Annotated in this window: 13 protein-coding genes and 1 pseudogene; 11 read left to right on the top strand and 3 right to left on the bottom strand. The window is 64.0% G+C overall.

Annotation, left to right across the window (positions count from 1 at the left end; translation table 11 throughout):
• Window positions 1-123 precede the first annotated feature (123 nt).
• The 8 genes from uvrA (at window position 124) to ACTORR_RS00395 (ending at window position 10895) form a co-directional block, all read left to right on the top strand.
• Complete coding sequence (uvrA, locus tag ACTORR_RS00430; RefSeq protein WP_313365070.1) at window positions 124-2631, top strand: excinuclease ABC subunit UvrA; 2508 nt, start codon at window positions 124-126, stop codon at window positions 2629-2631.
• A 185-nt stretch (window positions 2632-2816) separates the two neighbouring features.
• Complete coding sequence (locus ACTORR_RS00425) at window positions 2817-4571, top strand: L-lactate permease (RefSeq protein WP_262109216.1); 1755 nt, start codon at window positions 2817-2819, stop codon at window positions 4569-4571.
• 155 nt (window positions 4572-4726) lie between these two features.
• Window positions 4727-6376 carry an MFS transporter gene (locus tag ACTORR_RS00420; RefSeq protein WP_313365614.1) on the top strand — a complete coding sequence of 550 codons (1650 nt, stop codon included), beginning with the start codon at window positions 4727-4729 and terminating at the stop codon, window positions 6374-6376.
• Window positions 6373-7515: an HlyD family secretion protein gene (locus tag ACTORR_RS00415; RefSeq protein WP_313365615.1), complete on the top strand. Its 1143-nt coding sequence runs from the start codon at window positions 6373-6375 to the stop codon at window positions 7513-7515. Before ACTORR_RS00420 ends, ACTORR_RS00415 begins: the two co-directional genes overlap by 4 nt.
• A 111-nt stretch (window positions 7516-7626) precedes the next feature.
• Complete coding sequence (locus ACTORR_RS00410) at window positions 7627-8259, top strand: hypothetical protein (protein ID WP_313365616.1); 633 nt, start codon at window positions 7627-7629, stop codon at window positions 8257-8259.
• Window positions 8260-8580: 321 nt separating this feature from the next.
• Window positions 8581-9879, top strand: coding sequence for an MFS transporter (locus tag ACTORR_RS00405; protein WP_262109210.1), 1299 nt, complete (start codon window positions 8581-8583; stop codon window positions 9877-9879).
• A 110-nt stretch (window positions 9880-9989) separates the two neighbouring features.
• Window positions 9990-10295 carry a hypothetical protein gene (locus tag ACTORR_RS00400; protein WP_099814071.1) on the top strand — a complete coding sequence of 102 codons (306 nt, stop codon included), beginning with the start codon at window positions 9990-9992 and terminating at the stop codon, window positions 10293-10295.
• 48 nt (window positions 10296-10343) lie between these two features.
• Window positions 10344-10895 (top strand): YbhB/YbcL family Raf kinase inhibitor-like protein, encoded by a 552-nt coding sequence (locus ACTORR_RS00395; protein WP_313365617.1) that lies wholly within the window; start codon window positions 10344-10346, stop codon window positions 10893-10895.
• Window positions 10896-11017: 122 nt separating this feature from the next.
• Here the strand turns inward: ACTORR_RS00395 and ACTORR_RS00390 are convergent, their stop codons facing one another.
• Entirely contained in the window at window positions 11018-11950 is a 933-nt protein-coding gene (locus ACTORR_RS00390) for a LysR family transcriptional regulator (RefSeq protein ID WP_262109209.1), read from the bottom strand.
• A 124-nt stretch (window positions 11951-12074) separates the two neighbouring features.
• Here ACTORR_RS00390 and ACTORR_RS00385 point away from each other — a divergent pair, with 124 nt between their 5' ends.
• Window positions 12075-12335: a DUF2790 domain-containing protein gene (locus tag ACTORR_RS00385; RefSeq protein ID WP_054885797.1), complete on the top strand. Its 261-nt coding sequence runs from the start codon at window positions 12075-12077 to the stop codon at window positions 12333-12335.
• Window positions 12336-12527: 192 nt separating this feature from the next.
• On the opposite strand, the gene ACTORR_RS00380 is transcribed toward ACTORR_RS00385, so the two are convergent.
• On the bottom strand, window positions 12528-13538 hold the full coding sequence (locus ACTORR_RS00380; RefSeq protein ID WP_077747747.1) for a tyrosine-type recombinase/integrase: 1011 nt from the start codon (window positions 13536-13538) through the stop codon (window positions 12528-12530).
• 186 nt (window positions 13539-13724) lie between these two features.
• On the opposite strand from ACTORR_RS00380, the gene ACTORR_RS00375 reads away from it, so the two are divergent.
• Both ACTORR_RS00375 and ACTORR_RS00370 read left to right on the top strand, forming a co-directional pair.
• Window positions 13725-14774, top strand: a complete 1050-nt coding sequence (locus ACTORR_RS00375; RefSeq protein ID WP_011154388.1) for a DNA-binding protein — start codon at window positions 13725-13727, stop codon at window positions 14772-14774.
• Between the two features lie 135 nt (window positions 14775-14909).
• A complete protein-coding gene (locus ACTORR_RS00370; RefSeq protein ID WP_033979952.1) occupies window positions 14910-15179 on the top strand; it encodes a hypothetical protein in 270 nt (89 codons plus the stop codon).
• A 36-nt stretch (window positions 15180-15215) separates the two neighbouring features.
• On the opposite strand, the pseudogene ACTORR_RS00365 reads toward ACTORR_RS00370, so the two are convergent.
• Window positions 15216-15976: pseudogene (locus tag ACTORR_RS00365) on the bottom strand (OprD family outer membrane porin); the annotation flags it as partial.
• Between the last annotated feature and the right edge of the window lie 116 nt (window positions 15977-16092).

Raw genomic sequence — 16092 nt, 5'->3', positions numbered from 1 at the left:
GCCCGCTCCCACAGTCTGAAACCTGTGCAGTACGTGTGGGAGCGGGCTTGTCCCGCGAAGAGGCCGGCACAGCCAGCATAAATACTGCTACCTTGAGCGCTCTTCACTGCCAAGGACCGCCCCATGTTGCACACTCCCCCCGGCTTCATCCGCGTCCGTGGCGCCCGCGAGCACAACCTCAAGAACATCGACGTCGACATCCCCCGCGACGCCCTGGTGGTGTTCACCGGGGTGTCCGGCTCGGGCAAGTCTTCGCTGGCCTTCTCCACCCTCTACGCCGAGGCCCAACGCCGCTACTTCGAATCGGTCGCCCCCTATGCCCGGCGCCTGATCGACCAGGTCGGCGTGCCGGATGTCGATGCCATCGAAGGCCTGCCCCCGGCCGTTGCCCTGCAGCAGCAACGCGGCACGCCCAGCGCGCGCTCGTCGGTGGGCAGCGTCACCACCCTGTCCAGCTCGATCCGCATGCTCTACTCCCGCGCCGGCAGCTACCCGGCCGGGCAGCCGATGCTGTACGCCGAGGACTTTTCGCCCAATACCCCGCAAGGCGCCTGCCCCGAGTGCCATGGGCTGGGGCGTGTATATGAGGTGACCGAGGCGACCATGGTCCCCGACCCGTCGCTGACTATCCGCGAGCGCGCCGTGGCGGCGTGGCCGATGGCCTGGCAGGGGCAGAACCTGCGCGACATCCTGGTGACCCTGGGCTATGACGTCGACATCCCCTGGCGCGACCTGCCACAGGCACAGCGCGACTGGATTCTCTATACCGAGGAGACACCGACGGTACCGGTGTACGCCGGCCTGACACCGGCACAGACCCGCGCAGCGCTCAAGCGCAAGCTCGAACCGAGCTACCAGGGCACCTTCAGTGGTGCCCGACGCTACGTGCTGCATACCTTCATGCACTCGCAGAGCGCACAGATGCGCAAGCGCGTGTCGCAGTACATGCGCCCCAGCCCGTGCCCGCTGTGCCAGGGCAAGCGACTCAAGCGTGCGGCGCTGGAGGTGACCTTCGCCGGCCGCGACATCGGCGAGCTGTCGCGGCTGCCGTTGCAGGCATTGGCCGAGGTGTTCCGCCAGGTTGCAGCGCCGGGCTACCTGGAGCAGCACGACGACAACCTGACCCTGGAAAAGCGCCTGGCCGCACAACGCATCGCTCATGAACTGCTGGAACGTATCGACACCCTGATCGACCTGGGCCTGGGTTACCTGGCACTGGAACGCAGCACGCCGACGCTGTCGTTCGGCGAGCTGCAACGCCTGCGCCTGGCCACCCAGCTCAACTCGCAGCTGTTTGGCGTGATCTACGTCCTCGACGAGCCTTCCGCCGGCCTGCACCCGGCCGACAGCGAAGCGCTGTTCGATGCCTTGCAGCGGCTCAAGCAGGCCGGCAACTCGGTGTATGTAGTGGAGCATGACCTGGACACCATGCGCCGCGCCGACTGGCTGGTGGACGTCGGTCCCGCCGCGGGCGAGCATGGCGGGCAGATTCTCTACAGTGGCCCGCCGGCCGGCCTGGCACAGGTCGAAGCCTCGCGCACTGCCGCCTACCTGTTCACCGAGCAGCAGCGCCATGCGCGCACGCCACGCCAGCCACACGACTGGCTGGTGCTGGAAGGCATTACCCGCAACAACCTCGACAATCTCAGCGCCCGCTTTCCAGTGGGCTGCTTCACCTCGGTCACCGGCATTTCCGGTTCGGGCAAGTCGAGCCTGGTCAGCCAGGCTCTGCTGGAGCTGGTCGGCGCCCACCTCGGTCATGCCGGGCAGAAGGCCGAGGCTGACGAACAAAGCCTTGAAGACGAACCCGAGCAGTACAGTGCCGGGCGTGTGACTGCCGGGCTCGACAGCATCAAGCGGCTGGTGCAGGTGGACCAGAAGCCGATCGGCCGCACGCCACGCTCCAACCTGGCAACCTACACCGGGCTGTTCGATCATGTGCGCAAGCTGTTCGCCGCCACCGAACAGGCCAAGGCCCGCGGTTTCGATGCCGGGCGTTTCTCGTTCAACGTGGCCAAGGGCCGTTGCGAGAACTGCGAGGGCGAGGGCTTCGTCAGCGTCGAACTGCTGTTCATGCCCAGCGTCTACGCGCCCTGCCCGGTCTGCCACGGCGCTCGATACAACCCCGAGACGCTGGCGGTGAGCTGGCAAGGCATGAACATCGCCCAAGTGCTGCAACTGACAGTCGAGCAGGCGCTAGAGGTGTTCGCCGAGCAGCCGGCGGCGCGGCGTTGCCTGCAGGTGCTGCAGGATATCGGCCTGGGCTACCTGCGCCTGGGGCAACCGGCTACCGAACTGTCCGGTGGCGAGGCGCAGCGGATCAAGCTGGCCACCGAGCTGCAGCGCGTGGCCCGTGGGGCGACCTTGTACGTGCTGGACGAACCGACCAACGGGCTGCACCCGCAGGATATCGACCGCTTGCTGGTGCAGCTCAATCGGTTGGTCGAGGCCGGGCACAGCGTGGTGGTGGTCGAGCATGACATGCGTGTGGTGGCGCAGAGTGACTGGGTGATCGACATCGGGCCGGGGGCTGGAGAAGCCGGCGGTCGGGTGGTGGTCAGCGGTACCCCGCAGGCGGTGGCTGGGTGTGGGGAGAGTCGTACTGCCGAGTTTCTGGCTCGAGCCTTGTAGCGCCAGAGCCGGCCTCTTCGCGGGCACGCCCGCTCCCACAGGGATGGTGTGGATCCTGTGGCAGCGGGCGTGCCCGCGAAGAGGCCGGCGCAGGAGAAAAATTCCTTCCTATACTCCCCTTGGCATCCTTGCATGCCGTCTGCCCAAAAATCGCGATACCTCAATAACAACAAACGAGGTGGCAAATGGTCTGGCAGCAAATCTACGATCCGTTCGCAAGCCCCGTGCTCTCGACGCTGATGGCCGCCGTACCGGTGGTGGTGATGCTGGCGGCATTGGCCTTCTTCCACATCAAAGCGCACATCGCTGCCCTGCTCGCCCTGGGCTCGGCGCTGCTGATCTCGATCTTCGCCTTCGGCATGCCGGCCAGCATGGCAGGCTCGGCGGCGTTGTACGGCGCGGCCAACGGCCTGCTGCCGATCGGCTGGATCGTGCTCAACATCATCTTCCTGCACCGGCTGACCACCGAGAACGGCTCGTTCAAGGTGCTGCAGGATTCGCTGGCGCGCATCACCGACGACCGCCGCCTGCAACTGCTGCTGATCGCCTTCTGCTTCGGTGCCTTCTTCGAGGGGGCGGCCGGCTTCGGCACGCCAGTGGCGGTGACCGGGGCGATCCTCATCGGCCTGGGCTTCTCGCCGCTGGCCGCGTCCGGGCTGGCGTTGATCGCCAACACTGCGCCGGTGGCATTCGGCGCGCTCGGCACGCCGATCATCACCCTGGCCAAGGTTACCGGGCTGGATGAAATGGAGCTGTCGGCCATGGTCGGTCGGCAACTGCCCTTCTTCTCGGTGATCGTGCCGTTCTGGCTGATCTGGGCCTTTGCCGGCTGGCGCAAGATGCTCGAAGTATGGCCGGCGATCCTGGTGGCCGGGGTGACGTTCGCAGTGCCGCAGTACCTGGTGTCGAACTTCCACGGGCCGATGCTGGTGGACGTGATCGCCGCACTGATCTCCATGGCCTGCCTCACCGGCTTCCTGCGGGTGTGGAAGCCGGCCAGCGTGCATACCTCGGCGGCGCTGACCGGGCGGGTCGACAATTCCAAGGTCGAAGACGACGGCAAGGCCGCTGCCGCGACGACCTTTACCCAGAGCGGGCAGCGCAGCGTGTTCAAGGCCTGGTTGCCCTGGATCATCCTGACCGTGTTCGTGTTCGCCTGGGGCACGGCGGGCTTCAAGAACCTGTTCGACACCCGCCCGGCACTCGACCCGGCCAGCGGCACGGCGATGCTCGACCCGCAGGGCAAGCCGCTGCGTGAAGCCAACCCGGTGTTCGCCCCGGTGTTCACCTTCGACTCGATCCACCAGCAGATCGAGAAAGTGCCACCCGTAGTGCCCGCGCCGAAGAAAGAAGACGCCCAGTACAAGTTCACCTGGTTTACCGCCACCGGCAGCGGCATCTTCCTCGCGGCCATCCTCGGCGGATTGCTGATGGGTTACTCGCCTCTGGAGCTGGGGCGGCAATATTTACGCACGCTGTGGGTGGTGCGCTATTCGCTGATCACCATCGTCGCCATGCTCGCGCTGGGCTTCCTCACGCGCTACTCGGGGCTGGACGCGACCATGGGCCTGGCGTTTGCCGCCACAGGCATCTTCTACCCGATGTTCGGCACCCTGCTCGGTTGGCTCGGCGTGGCGCTCACCGGCTCGGACACGGCCTCCAACGTGCTGTTCGGCGGCCTGCAGCGGGTGACGGCGGAGCAGCTGGGGCTGAGCCCGGTACTGATGGCGGCCGCCAACAGCTCCGGTGGGGTGATGGGCAAGATGGTCGATGCCCAGTCGATCGTGGTGGCCTCCACCGCGACCCGCTGGTACGGGCATGAGGGCGAGATCCTGCGTTATGTGTTCTTCCACTCGATCGTGCTGGCGGTGCTGGTGGGTGGGCTGGTGACCTTGCAGGCCTATGTGGCGCCGTTCACCGCCATGGTAGTCGGTCACTAGGCCATTGTAGGAGCGGCCTCGTGTCGCGAAAGGGCTGCGAAGCAGCCCCAGCAATCTCTGCGTTCATGCTGATATCTTGGGGCCGCTTGGCGGCCCTATCGCGACGCAAGGCCGCGCCTACAAAAAACGCTTAAGGCAGTGCTAGAGTCAGCCCCATGGACAAATACACCCCACGCCAGTGGCTCCCGCACGAGAAGCCCAGCCTCCCCGGCTCCCCTTCCACGCCCCTGCACACGCCGGCCAAGCGCCTGGCCTATGGCGTGGTCGGCCTGCTGGTGGCCATTACCGGTGGCCTGGGTAACGCACTGGTCACCGCCAACCTGGTATTCCTGCAAGGCGCGTTGGGCGCGACCAGCGCCGAGATGGCCTGGTTGCCGGCGGCCTATGTGATGACCAACGTGTCGATCAACCTGCTGCTGGTCAAGTTTCGCCAGCAGTTCGGCCTGCGCGCCTTCACCGAGGTGTTCCTGGTGCTCTACGCCCTGGTCACCTTCGCCCACTTGTTTGTCAACGACCTCAACTCGGCCATCGCCGTGCGCGCCGCCCATGGCATGGTCGGCGCAGCGCTCAGTTCGCTGGGCCTTTACTACATGATCCAGGCATTCCCTGAGCGCTGGCGGCTCAAGGCCATGGTGCTGGGCCTGGGTGCCTCGCAATTGGCCCTGCCGCTGGCGCGAATCTTTTCCGAAGACCTGCTGCAGATCGCCGAATGGCGCGGCCTGTATCTGTTCGAACTGGGCCTGGCACTGGCCGCGCTGGGCTGCGTGTTGCTGCTCAAGCTGCCACCCGGTGACCGCTTCAAGACGTTCGAGCCACTGGACTTTCTCACCTTTACCTTGATGGCCGGCGGCGTCGCCCTGCTGTGCGCCGCGCTGTCGCTCGGGCGTATCGACTGGTGGCTGGAAGCGCCCTGGATCGGCGTCGCCCTGGCCGCTTCGATCGCCTTGATCTTCACTGGCCTGGCGATCGAGCACAACCGCCAGAACCCACTGCTGATGACCCGCTGGCTGGGCAGTGGCGCGATCATCCGCCTGGGCCTGTGCGTCATCCTGATCCGCATGGTCACCTCGGAGCAATCCACCGGCGCCGTGGGCTTTCTGCAGCTACTGAACATGGGCAGCGAACAGATGCGCTCGCTGTACTGGATCATGCTGCTCGGCGCCGTGGCGGGCCTGGCCACCAGCGCATTGACCATCGACCCCAGGCACCTGGTGATCCCGCTGTTCATCTCGTTGTTGGCGATGGCCACCGGGGCGTTCATGGACAGCAGCTCGAGCAACCTCACACGCCCGGCACAGATGTACTTCAGCCAGTTCCTGCTGGCCTTCGGCAGCACCTTCTTCCTCGGCCCGTCCATGGCCCTGGGCATCAGCCACGTGCGTGCCAACCCACGCAACCTGGTGAGTTTCTCGGTGCTGTTCGGCATCTGCAACAACCTCGGTGGCCTGATCGGCGCAGCGCTGCTGGGCACCTTCCAGACCTGGCGCGAGAAGTTCCACTCCAGCCACCTGATGGACCGCCTCAGCTACCTCGAACCGCTGGTCAATGCCCGCGTGCAAAGTGGCGGCGCCGGTTACGCCGGGGTCCTCGCCGACCCGGCATTGCGCAGCGAGGCCGGCCTGCGCGTGCTGGCCAGCGCCGCCACCCGCGAGGCCAACGTGATGGCCTACAACGACGTGTTCGTACTGATTGGCAGCATCGCCGTGCTGACCATGATCTGGATTACCCTTCGCGGCTCCTGGCTATGGTATGTCGCCCGCCAGGCTGCTTCATCCGACTCCACCAGCGGTACTGCCAACCGATGACCGAACAAACCCGCACCACGACTACCACCGCCATCGCCGAAACCCCGGAAGGCAGCACACCGCCCAGCGAACCGACCAGCCCGGTGCGCACACGGCGGGTGCGCATCCTGTCCTCGATCAGCTTCGCCTGTGTGGCCCTGGCCGGCATCCTGCTGGTGCTCTACGCCTGGAACCTGCCGCCCTTCAGCAGCACCATCGAAAGCACCGAAAACGCTTTGGTCCGCGGCCAGGTGACGATCATCGGCCCGCAGCTCAGCGGCTATGTCGTCGACGTGCCCGTGCATGACTTCCAGTTCGTCAAGGCCGGCGACCTGCTGGTGCAGCTGGACGACCGCATCTACAAACAGCGCCTGGCCCAGGCCATCGCCCAACTGCAACAGCAGCAGGCGGCGCTGGCCAACAACCTGCAGCAGCGCAACAGTGCCGAAGCCACCATCGCCCAGCGCCAGGCGGCGATCGGCGATGCCGCGGCCCAGGCGACCAAAGCCAAGACTGACCTCGGCCGCAACCAGGCCCTGGTCAGCGATGGTTCGGTGTCGCGCAGCGCGCTGGACCCGGCCCGCGCCAGCGAGGCTGCCGCCGTCGCCAGCCTGGCCCAGGCCAAGGCCGCGCTGGAAATCGCCCGCCAGGACCGCGAAACGGTGATCGTCAACCGCGCCTCGCTGGAGGCCTCGGTGGAAAACGCCAAGGCCGCCGTCGAACTGGCCCGCATCGACCTCGACAACACCCGCGTCACCGCCCCGCGTGACGGCCAGCTGGGGCAGATCGGCACGCGCCTGGGGGCCTACGTCAACTCGGGCGCGCAGCTGATGGCGCTGGTGCCCGATACCCTGTGGGTGATCGCCAACATGAAGGAAACCCAGATGGCCGACGTGCGTATCGGCCAGCCGGTGAGCTTCACTGTCGATGCCTTGAACCACCTCAAGCTGTACGGCCATGTGCAACAGATTTCGCCGGCCACCGGCTCGGAGTTCGCCTTGCTGCAGGCCGATAATGCCACGGGCAATTTCGTCAAGATCGCCCAGCGCATCCCCGTGCGTATCACCGTCGACCCCGACCAACCGGATGCTGCGCGCTTGCGCCCGGGGATGTCGGTGGTGGTCAGCATCGATACCCGGGAGCCGCCAGGGCATCATTGAGCGCAGCTTTGTGAACCCTGTCCAGATGCCGTACTGCCATGATTGCGCCGCTCTAGCCCGTGGGTTCTAATGCCGCCCACAGGTTAACTTGCCTCCCAAGGACGCTTGATCATGTACAGGACGATCGCACCGCTGGCGCTGCTGGCCACCCTGGCCGGCTGCTCGGACACCCATAACGCCAACGAGGCCAATTTCCGCAAGGCGGCCCAGGCTTACCTCGATACGCAGTATCCCCATTGCTTCGTGGTCACTGACTTCCCCACCAAGACCCAGGACTTCGACGTCACCGGCACCAACAAGGCGCTGCATGCGCTGGCCGGGGTCGGAATTGTCAGCGAGAAGGAAATCGCCCGCGTCGAAGTGCCGGAGCGCCTGTGGCAGCCGGCCCGCACCGATATCTACTACGCCTACGACCTCACCGATGAAGGCCGCAAGTACTACAAGGCCGGAGCCCGGAAGATGCTCAACGGCCAGAGCCGCGGCGGACTGTGCTTCGGCAGGGCCGAGGTCACGGCGATCGAGCAGTTCAGCGAGCCGGGCCAGATGCGAGGGCACACCGTTTCCGATGTGACCTATGCCTACAAGGTCACCGGGTTGCCTGAGTGGGCGGCCAATGACCAGGTCAGGGCCAGCATCCGTGATCTGGGTAATGCGCTGGCGACCCATGAAACGCCGGCGCGGGAAAAGCGCGTGATGGTGCTGACCAACAACGGTTGGGTGCACGAACGGCTGTTCGAGCAATAGCCCTGCGGCGTCTCGTCGCAGGCCCTGGCCCCTTGGGCAAATCGGTCGCAAGCCGTAGAATCGCGCTTCCTTTTCGCCCGTCGCCTTGAACGGTGGCAACCGGCAGCAACGACAGAGTCCAGGCCTGAACACATGACGCCCATGTGAACTAGGCTCAACCGACCCCGCCTGGCCCGGCTCTTGAGGGCCCAGCGGTTGAGTCTTGCCCAGGTCGCATCCAGCCCAGGCACATCCGTGCACCTTCCTCTGCCCTCGACGGGTCGGTCTGGCGTGCGCGCTCGAAAAGGCGTTTTCCGACCGCCACTCCAACTTGAGGTACGTATGTCTCCGCGTTTGCTGGCCATGGCGCTGGCGCCCCTGCTCGGGCTGTTCATCATTGCCCTGGGCAACGGCTTCATGTCTTCCCTTACCACCCTGCGTCTGGACGCTGCCGGCGAATCGGCAACGACCATCGGTATCGTCTCGTCGACCTATTTCATCGGCCTGACCCTCGGCGCCATCTTCAACGACCGGCTGATCCTGCGCATCGGCCATATCCGCGCCTACACCAGCTTCGCCTCGCTGATCGCCGCGACCATTCTGCTGCAGGGGCTGTTCTATGACGCCACCTGGTGGTCGGTACTGCGCCTGATCAATGGCTGGGCAGCCGTCGGCGTGTTCCTGGTGATCGAAAGCTGGCTGCTGCTGGCCGGTGACGCGAAGATCCGCGGGCGCCTGCTGGCGCTGTACATGATTGCCTTCTATGGCGCCGGTGTGATCGCCCAGGCCGGCCTTGGCGAGATCACCCACCTGGGCGACAGTGCCCCGTTCATGCTGGCCGGCATGCTCGCTGCGTTGTCGGTCCTGCCGATCGTGATCCTGCCACGGGTGTCGCCGCTGCTGGACCAGGTCGAGCCGCTCAAGCCCCGCCAGCTGCTGGGCGTGGCCCCGTCGGGGCTGGTCGGCTGCTTCGGCTCCGGTGTGGTGATTGCCGGCATCTACGCGCTGCTGCCGCTGTACCTGCAGCGCATCGGCCTGGATGTCGGTGAAGTCGGCAACATGATGGCCTGGGTGATCCTCGGCGCCATGCTGCTGCAGTACCCGGTGGGGCGCTGGTCGGACCGCAAAGACCGCCAGGATGTGCTGATCGCCCTGGCTGCGCTGTGCATGGTGCTGTCACTGGTCACGGTGTTCCTGCCTTCGGGTTCGGCCCTGCTGCCGGCGGTGATGTTCTTGCTCGGTGGCGGCGTGTTCGCGCTGTACCCGGTGGCCGTGAGCCATGCTGCCGACCGCGCCCCGTCCGATGCCCTGGTGCCGATGATCCAGGGCCTGCTGCTGATCAACTCGCTGGGCTCGGCCATGGCGCCGCTGGCCATCTCGCCGGCGATGACCGAATTCGGCGAAGTGGGGCTGTTCTGGGCCTTTGCCGTGGTCAACCTGGGGATGGTGTGCTTCTTCCTCTGGCGGCGCGGCAAGCGGCCGGCCGCAGAACACCCGGCACCGTTCACGGCGTCGACCACGTTCTCGCCGACCGGCGCGGAACTGCGGGTGACCGAGGACCTGATGCATGCAGCGCAGGAGCATCCGCCGTTGGAACCGGTAACGCCTCACGCGCCGAGTGCGCAACCAGAAGGCAAGTAATGCAAGGGCCGCAGTCGCGGCCCTTTTTTCGACCGTCCGTCGCCCGTCGGGCACCCTGCCCGCCTCGACGAGCCAAACGAATGACAGATCATCCCTCCAGGAGACGTGCCATGATCCGCATTCACTCGCTGTTGCTCGCCCTTGCCTTGGGTACCGCCGCTGCCACCAGTTACGCGGCCACGGACACCACCCATACCGACAGCCATCCGCAAACCGATCAGCGTGGCGGCAAGACTGCCGGCGAAGGCAGCAGCGTCAACAGCCCGGGCAGCGGCCGCGCCAATGACAGCAGCGACACCGGCAGCAATTCGGACGCCGCCGATGGCGCAGCCGGTGGCTCCAATAGCACCGGTGAAGCCACAGGCTCAGGCGCCGGGAGCACCGGGGGCACCGCCGAGGATCAGGACAGCCGCTGACCCTCAACTGGTCTACACTGCGGCGCATGGCCTTGCCGAGGAATCGCCATGAACCTCACACCCTGGCTGCTCGCCGCCTTGCTGCCCTGCACCGCCCTGGCTGCAGGTGGCGACTCTGCCGCACTGTCGATCAGCTCGTCGTCCTTCACCGATGGCGGTGTCATCGGCCTGCAGCAGGTCGGCCCGGACCCGGCATGCGGCGCCGGTGAGGGGCGCACACCGCAGCTGAGCTGGAAGAACCTGCCTTATGGCACGCAATCACTGGCCTTGGTGATGTTCGACCCGGACGGTGGCAAGGGCGTGGGCGTGGTGCACTGGGTGGCCTATGACATTGACCCGGCGCTCAATGGCCTGGAGGAAGGCGCCGGCTGGAAGACCAGCGAGGCGCTGATCGTCGGGCGCAACTCGCACGGCACCATGACCTATCGTGGCCCTTGCCCACCGGCCGGGGACAAGCCGCACCACTATGCACTGACCCTCATCGCCACCGACCTGCCGCTGGGCACCTTGCCGCAGGAACTGGATCGCGGTGGCTTGATGGAGTTGCTCAAAGACCATGCGCTGGGTGCGCAGAGCCTGGTCGGGCGTTATGGACACTGAAGCGTGATGCCTAGGCTACCGGCCTCTTCGCGGCTAAAGCCGCTCCCACAGGTACGGTGCATTGCTTGAAATCTGTGCGGTCCCTGTGGGAGCGGCTTTAGCCGCGAAGGGGCCGGCACAGGCTATAGCCAGTATTGTGGGTTATCGACAATCTTCGCATGCCCTTCGAACAGTGGCGGCAGCTGCTCCTTGAGGTAATCGATCCAGGTCCGCACCTTGGCATCCAGGTAATGCCGCGACGGGTAGATCGCATACAGCGCATTTTCACGTAACCGGTACGGCGCCAGTAACCGCCGCAGGCGCCCCTGTTCGATGGCCTGGCTGGCGGTATAGAACGGCAACAAGCCAATGCCCATGCCCAGTTCGCTGGCCACCAGCATGGCGTCGGCGACATTGGTCAGGAAGCTGTCACGCGGGGCGATCACGCACTGGTCCAGGCCTTGGGGGAATACCCAGTCCCCTTCATGCATCGGGTAAGCCATGCGCAGGCAGCGGTGCTCGTGCAGGTCTTGCGGCCGCTCGGGCACGCCATGGGTTTCGAGGTAGCTGGGCGCTGCACAGGGAATGCTGAAGATGGTGCCCAGCGGCACGGCAATCAGCTGCGAATCGGGCAAAGCCTCGTCCACGGTAATCACCACGTCGTGCCCCTCGGCAAGCGGGTCGGGGTTGCGCTGGGACAGCGTCAGCTCGATGGCCACTTCCGGGCACAGCGCGTTGTAGCCGGCCACCAGCGGCATCAGCAACAGGCCCAGGCCATGCGGGCAGTGCAGACGCAGGCAGCCTCGTGGCGTGAGGTGGGCACCGCGTGCTTCATCCACGGCCTCGTCGGTCAGCGCCATGATCTGCCGCGCCCGCTCCAGAAAGCGCTCGCCCGCTTCGCTCATCCGCAAACGCCGCGTGGTGCGATGCAACAGGCGGGTCTGCAGCTGGTTCTCAAGCTCCGCAACGATCCGCGACACCTGCGCCGCGGAAATATCGAGGGCATTGGCGGCAGCGGCAAAACTGCCGCACTCCACCACCCGGGTAAAGGTACGCATTGCGTGCAGCATGTCCATGGCGCTGGGCTCCTTCAGCACTCTTATTCGTGCGTTGCAGGCAGGAATCTATCACGACTTAGCCCATTTATTGAGGATCACCATTGAATACATCATTGGTAAAACATCGAAAAAGGAGCCTGCCATGAAACGTTCGATCGCTTTTGTCGCCCTGTCTGCCGCCCTTGCTTCGTTCGGCGCCTTCGCCGATGCGCCGGCCGGCCAGCCCGTCGCCAGCCACTATGAATACGGCATGCCGCTGGATGTGGCCAAGGTCATCTCGATCACCCCGGCCATCAACGCTGCCGACTGCCAGGTCGGTACCGCGCACATGGTGTATGTCGACCATCAGGGCCAGAAGCGCGAAATCGAATACCGCGAAATGGGCAACTGCTCGCAGCAGTGAATCAGCCCAGCACCTCGTTGATCCAGCCAATCTGCCGGGCGAAGTCGGGGGCGTGCCGAGATAAGCCAAAAATTAGGACATTCGTTCTGTAAGTAACTGTTTTTAAGGGAACTGCTCATGTGCTGCGGAAGGACGGTCGAGAATAGAGGGTGGCCACTTGGGATTCTAACCAGCCCTGCTTACAAACCTTGGCTACGGTTTGCGTCGTAATAACGAGCCAGCCGCATTCTCCTCGAAAGCTCCAGCTTCCTCGATATAGCCGTGTACGGTGCCATCGTGCCGCCAGCCACCCTGTCGTTTGATCTCAAGGAAATCCGCCCCAGCCCGATGCGCACTGGTAGCCAGTCCCCGACGCAGACTGTGGCTGCTCAGTTCGGGCACATACAACAGCCCTGCGGCTTCGGCACGTGCCGTCAGGATGGTATTCACGCTGCCCTCGTGCAGTGCCACCTCGCCGAGTACGCCCCAGCGGCTGATGCGCCGGAACAGTGGCCCCTGAACGATCTGAGCCGCGTCCAACCACCGGCGTAGCGCTGTCGCGGGGCAGCAGATGCTGTCGCCGTATGGGATCGCCTTGTCGAGTCCCTCGCCCTCCTGATCGGTCTTGGAACGGGGCAGCGTGATCCGTAGACCTTCCTGCTCCCACTCGAGGTATTGCATCTCCAGCGTGACCAATTCGCTGCGCCGGAACGCACCAAAATACCCGACCTGGAGCAGTGCACTGTCCCGCAGTGTCGCCAGTCCGTCGAGCGTGTTCAGGTGCACCACGATGCGTTCGAGATCCTCTAGGACCAGGGCCTTGGCTTTTTGTCGAGGCCGCCCGTTCACCCGCTCAATACCGCGCAAGGTTTTGCCCACGGTGGCGCTGGCGGTAGGGTCAGGAAAACCCTGATAACGGTGCCATTGCGACAGCGCCGTGAGGCGCAGGGCCAGGGTGCGCGGGTTCAATACTTCCGCAAAAGACAATAGATAACGAATCAGCGCGGCTTCATCGCACGGCAGCACGCCGCCCCAGGCGAGAAAGTGGCGAATGGCCGAGCGGTAGGTGCGCCGGGTGTTGTCGGTTGTCGCGGCGGCGAGAAAACGCTGATGTTGCTCAGCCAATTGTTCGGGGGTGGTGAGCGTACCGGGGGTACGCGCAAGTACTGTCGGCTCTTCGTGCCGCCTGGTGGGGAGGTTTTCGTCATTATTGCCGGCTGTCATCACGAAGCGCCTGTTTAGGCCATGTGTACCGCAGATTATAGACACAACCCTCGATCGCGATGACTTAACTCACGATAACCGCGCTTATCGTGGGTCAACTGACGGTCTCAGTCGGCTGAACTATTCTGTAATTAAATCGAGGTATTACGTTTTCCATAATACGGTACGAAAAAATCCGAGGTGTTCATGGCCCGTTCCGGCGTCCTCTACCTGCATGTTGCCCAGGCGGCCACCCAACTGGTGGCTGCGGGCCACAACCCCACCATTGACAGCATCCGCGTCGCCCTGGGTGGGACGGGCAGCAAAAGCACGATTGCTCCGTTGTTAAAGCGTTGGAAAGCCGCGCATCCCGGCACGCTGGCCCAGGCCGAACTGGGATTGCCCGCGGAGCTGGTCCTGGCGCTGAAAGGACTGTACGAAAAAGTTCAGGCGGAGGCGGCCGTCCAACTCCAGCAGGCCGTAGCGGCTCACCAGGCAGAGGCCGACGCGTTGCAGGAACAGTTGCAGCAGGCATTCGTCGAGCGCGACGCGCAACTCAGCGTTCAGGAGCAGCAGGCCCAGGCACTTGCCGTAGCCACTACGCGCAGCCAGGGGCTGGCTGACACCCTGCAGCGTCAGGAGATCGCCCTGGCCAGCCTGGGCAGTGAAAAGACCGGGCTCGAACAACGTCTGGCTGACCGCGCCGCCGAGGCGGCCGCACTGACCCGGCAACTGCAACAAGCGCGGGAGCAGTTTGAGCACTACCAGGCATCGGTCGCGCAACAACGCAGCGACGAGCGCCAGGCCACTGAGCAACGCCAGCAGCGCCTGGAACACGAATTGGCAGCGCTCCGGCAGCGTCTGCTCGCGCAGCAAACCCGCCTGGGCGAACTGCAGGCGCAGGAACAACGCCTGGTGCAGGACCATGATCGTCTAGAGAGCACCCTGCTCACGACGCAAGCGACGCTCGCGCAGAGTCAGATTGCGCATGAACACGTCTTACTTCAATTCACCGACTTGCAACAGTCGCATCAGGCACTGGAGCAGCGCCATGGCCAAGGTGAGCAGCGTTTGGCTGAGACGCGGACTTACCTGGCCGTCAATGAACGGGAGCGAAGCCTGCTGGCGGAACGCTTAAGCCAAACTGAAAGCCAATTGAGCCAGTTGGCCACAGAAAAGCAGCTTCTCGTGCAAGACAACGCGGTGCTGTCAAGCCAGCTCGCAGAGTCCAGAGCGATGAAGCCGAAGACTTGTTGACCGAAAAAGGCGCCTACCTCAGGCGCCTGAAACCATCCTCCAAACCAAAGGAGCCAAACAGGAGGACAGTGGAGCAATCAACTCTTCAATACACAGCCTGGCTGGAAACCAAGGTCGTAGATGAGGAGAGTCGCCATGCGTAACGCCATTACCTACACCGTCCTTGCTACCTTCATAGCCCTTGGAACTGTTGCCACGGGATTTGCCGAACAGGCCAAAGCCCCCGCCCAAAGCAGTGCCGAGACAAATAAGGGTGAGGACATGCACATGATGGACGGCAACCATATGCCGATGATGGACATGCAGGAAATGTCCAAGATGATGAAAAACTGCAATACAATGATGGAGAACATGAACCAACACATTGGAATGGAGTCCCCGAAGGGCGATAGCAAGGCACAATAGCGATCTGGTTCACGTCGGCCGTCTCCGTCCCTCGCCGGTGTGCGCCCCGACACGGAGGCCGACCTTGCCGCTCCAGATATCGTTCTCAAAACTGCCGAGGAGCTGCTTCCCCTCATCGACGGCCTTGTAGTAATTCAAACCACCGACCAAGGCGACATCATCTGCAAGCGGGTAGCTCCAGGTAGTGCCGGTATAGTATTGGTTTCAGGCATCCTTGAGACAACTGGTGTAAAGGCTGAAGCCAAGGTTGTCGTTGGGTGTGTAATCACCGCCGACTATCCACGGAGAGCCGACTTCGCCTGCGTAGAAGGTTGCAAAATCATCCCGCATGCTGCTGGAGCTGGGTTGGCTCATCGCGTGCAGGCGTCCGCCCTGTAGCACCAAGCCCTCGACACTGGTGTTGTATGCGGTGACGCCGCGGAAGCTTTCCGGAAGCAGTCGCGAATCGCCGTACTGCACGACAGGCGTGACAGGGAAGACATCGCCTACTTTGATTTCAGTGTCCAGGAAACGGGTCTTTACGGCGCCGCCGAGCTTGGAGTAATTGTCCTCGGCCTGGCCGAGCCCGACTCGAATCGGCCTATGACTCCGTGGGCCCATTCTTCCGAGTAGCCATTTCCTGTACTGCTGGACTGGCCTTTGCGAAAATCACGGTTGAAGTAGAAATTTCGATTGAGGATGCTCAGGCTGCTGCCTTCGATGAATCCCTCGCCTTTTTCCTCGGCGGCCATTGCAGCCTGCGCAGCGCTGATGCTCAAGACGATCTGAGAAAGTCCCAACAGGGCCTTGTTGTTCATAAACGCTCTTGATGTTTTGGCAGATTTTTCATTGTGCGGTTGTGTATATGCCGAAGCGCGCCGGGCATAGCCGGGTGCGCTTCTTACATACTTCCACATGCAAAATAACGTCAGGG

It is taken from the genome of Pseudomonas sp. SAR267 (assembly GCF_052077595.1).
In the GTDB taxonomy this organism is placed as follows: Bacteria; Pseudomonadota; Gammaproteobacteria; order Pseudomonadales; family Pseudomonadaceae; genus Aquipseudomonas; species Aquipseudomonas vlassakiae.
Note: the sequence above shows the minus strand (reverse complement) of the source record. Positions and strands in the feature narration are given on the sequence as shown.

Excerpts from the sequence above, each read along its gene's own strand:
- uvrA (WP_313365070.1), top strand. The coding sequence starts at position 124 with ATGTTGCACACTCCCCCCGGCTTCATCCGCGTCCGTGGCGCCCGCGAG.
- ACTORR_RS00425 (WP_262109216.1), top strand. The coding sequence starts at position 2,817 with ATGGTCTGGCAGCAAATCTACGATCCGTTCGCAAGCCCCGTGCTCTCG.
- ACTORR_RS00420 (WP_313365614.1), top strand. The coding sequence starts at position 4,727 with ATGGACAAATACACCCCACGCCAGTGGCTCCCGCACGAGAAGCCCAGC.
- ACTORR_RS00415 (WP_313365615.1), top strand. The coding sequence starts at position 6,373 with ATGACCGAACAAACCCGCACCACGACTACCACCGCCATCGCCGAAACC.
- ACTORR_RS00410 (WP_313365616.1), top strand. The coding sequence starts at position 7,627 with ATGTACAGGACGATCGCACCGCTGGCGCTGCTGGCCACCCTGGCCGGC.
- ACTORR_RS00405 (WP_262109210.1), top strand. The coding sequence starts at position 8,581 with ATGTCTCCGCGTTTGCTGGCCATGGCGCTGGCGCCCCTGCTCGGGCTG.
- ACTORR_RS00400 (WP_099814071.1), top strand. The coding sequence starts at position 9,990 with ATGATCCGCATTCACTCGCTGTTGCTCGCCCTTGCCTTGGGTACCGCC.
- ACTORR_RS00395 (WP_313365617.1), top strand. The coding sequence starts at position 10,344 with ATGAACCTCACACCCTGGCTGCTCGCCGCCTTGCTGCCCTGCACCGCC.
- ACTORR_RS00390 (WP_262109209.1), bottom strand. The coding sequence starts at position 11,950 with ATGGACATGCTGCACGCAATGCGTACCTTTACCCGGGTGGTGGAGTGC.
- ACTORR_RS00385 (WP_054885797.1), top strand. The coding sequence starts at position 12,075 with ATGAAACGTTCGATCGCTTTTGTCGCCCTGTCTGCCGCCCTTGCTTCG.
- ACTORR_RS00380 (WP_077747747.1), bottom strand. The coding sequence starts at position 13,538 with ATGACAGCCGGCAATAATGACGAAAACCTCCCCACCAGGCGGCACGAA.
- ACTORR_RS00375 (WP_011154388.1), top strand. The coding sequence starts at position 13,725 with ATGGCCCGTTCCGGCGTCCTCTACCTGCATGTTGCCCAGGCGGCCACC.
- ACTORR_RS00370 (WP_033979952.1), top strand. The coding sequence starts at position 14,910 with ATGCGTAACGCCATTACCTACACCGTCCTTGCTACCTTCATAGCCCTT.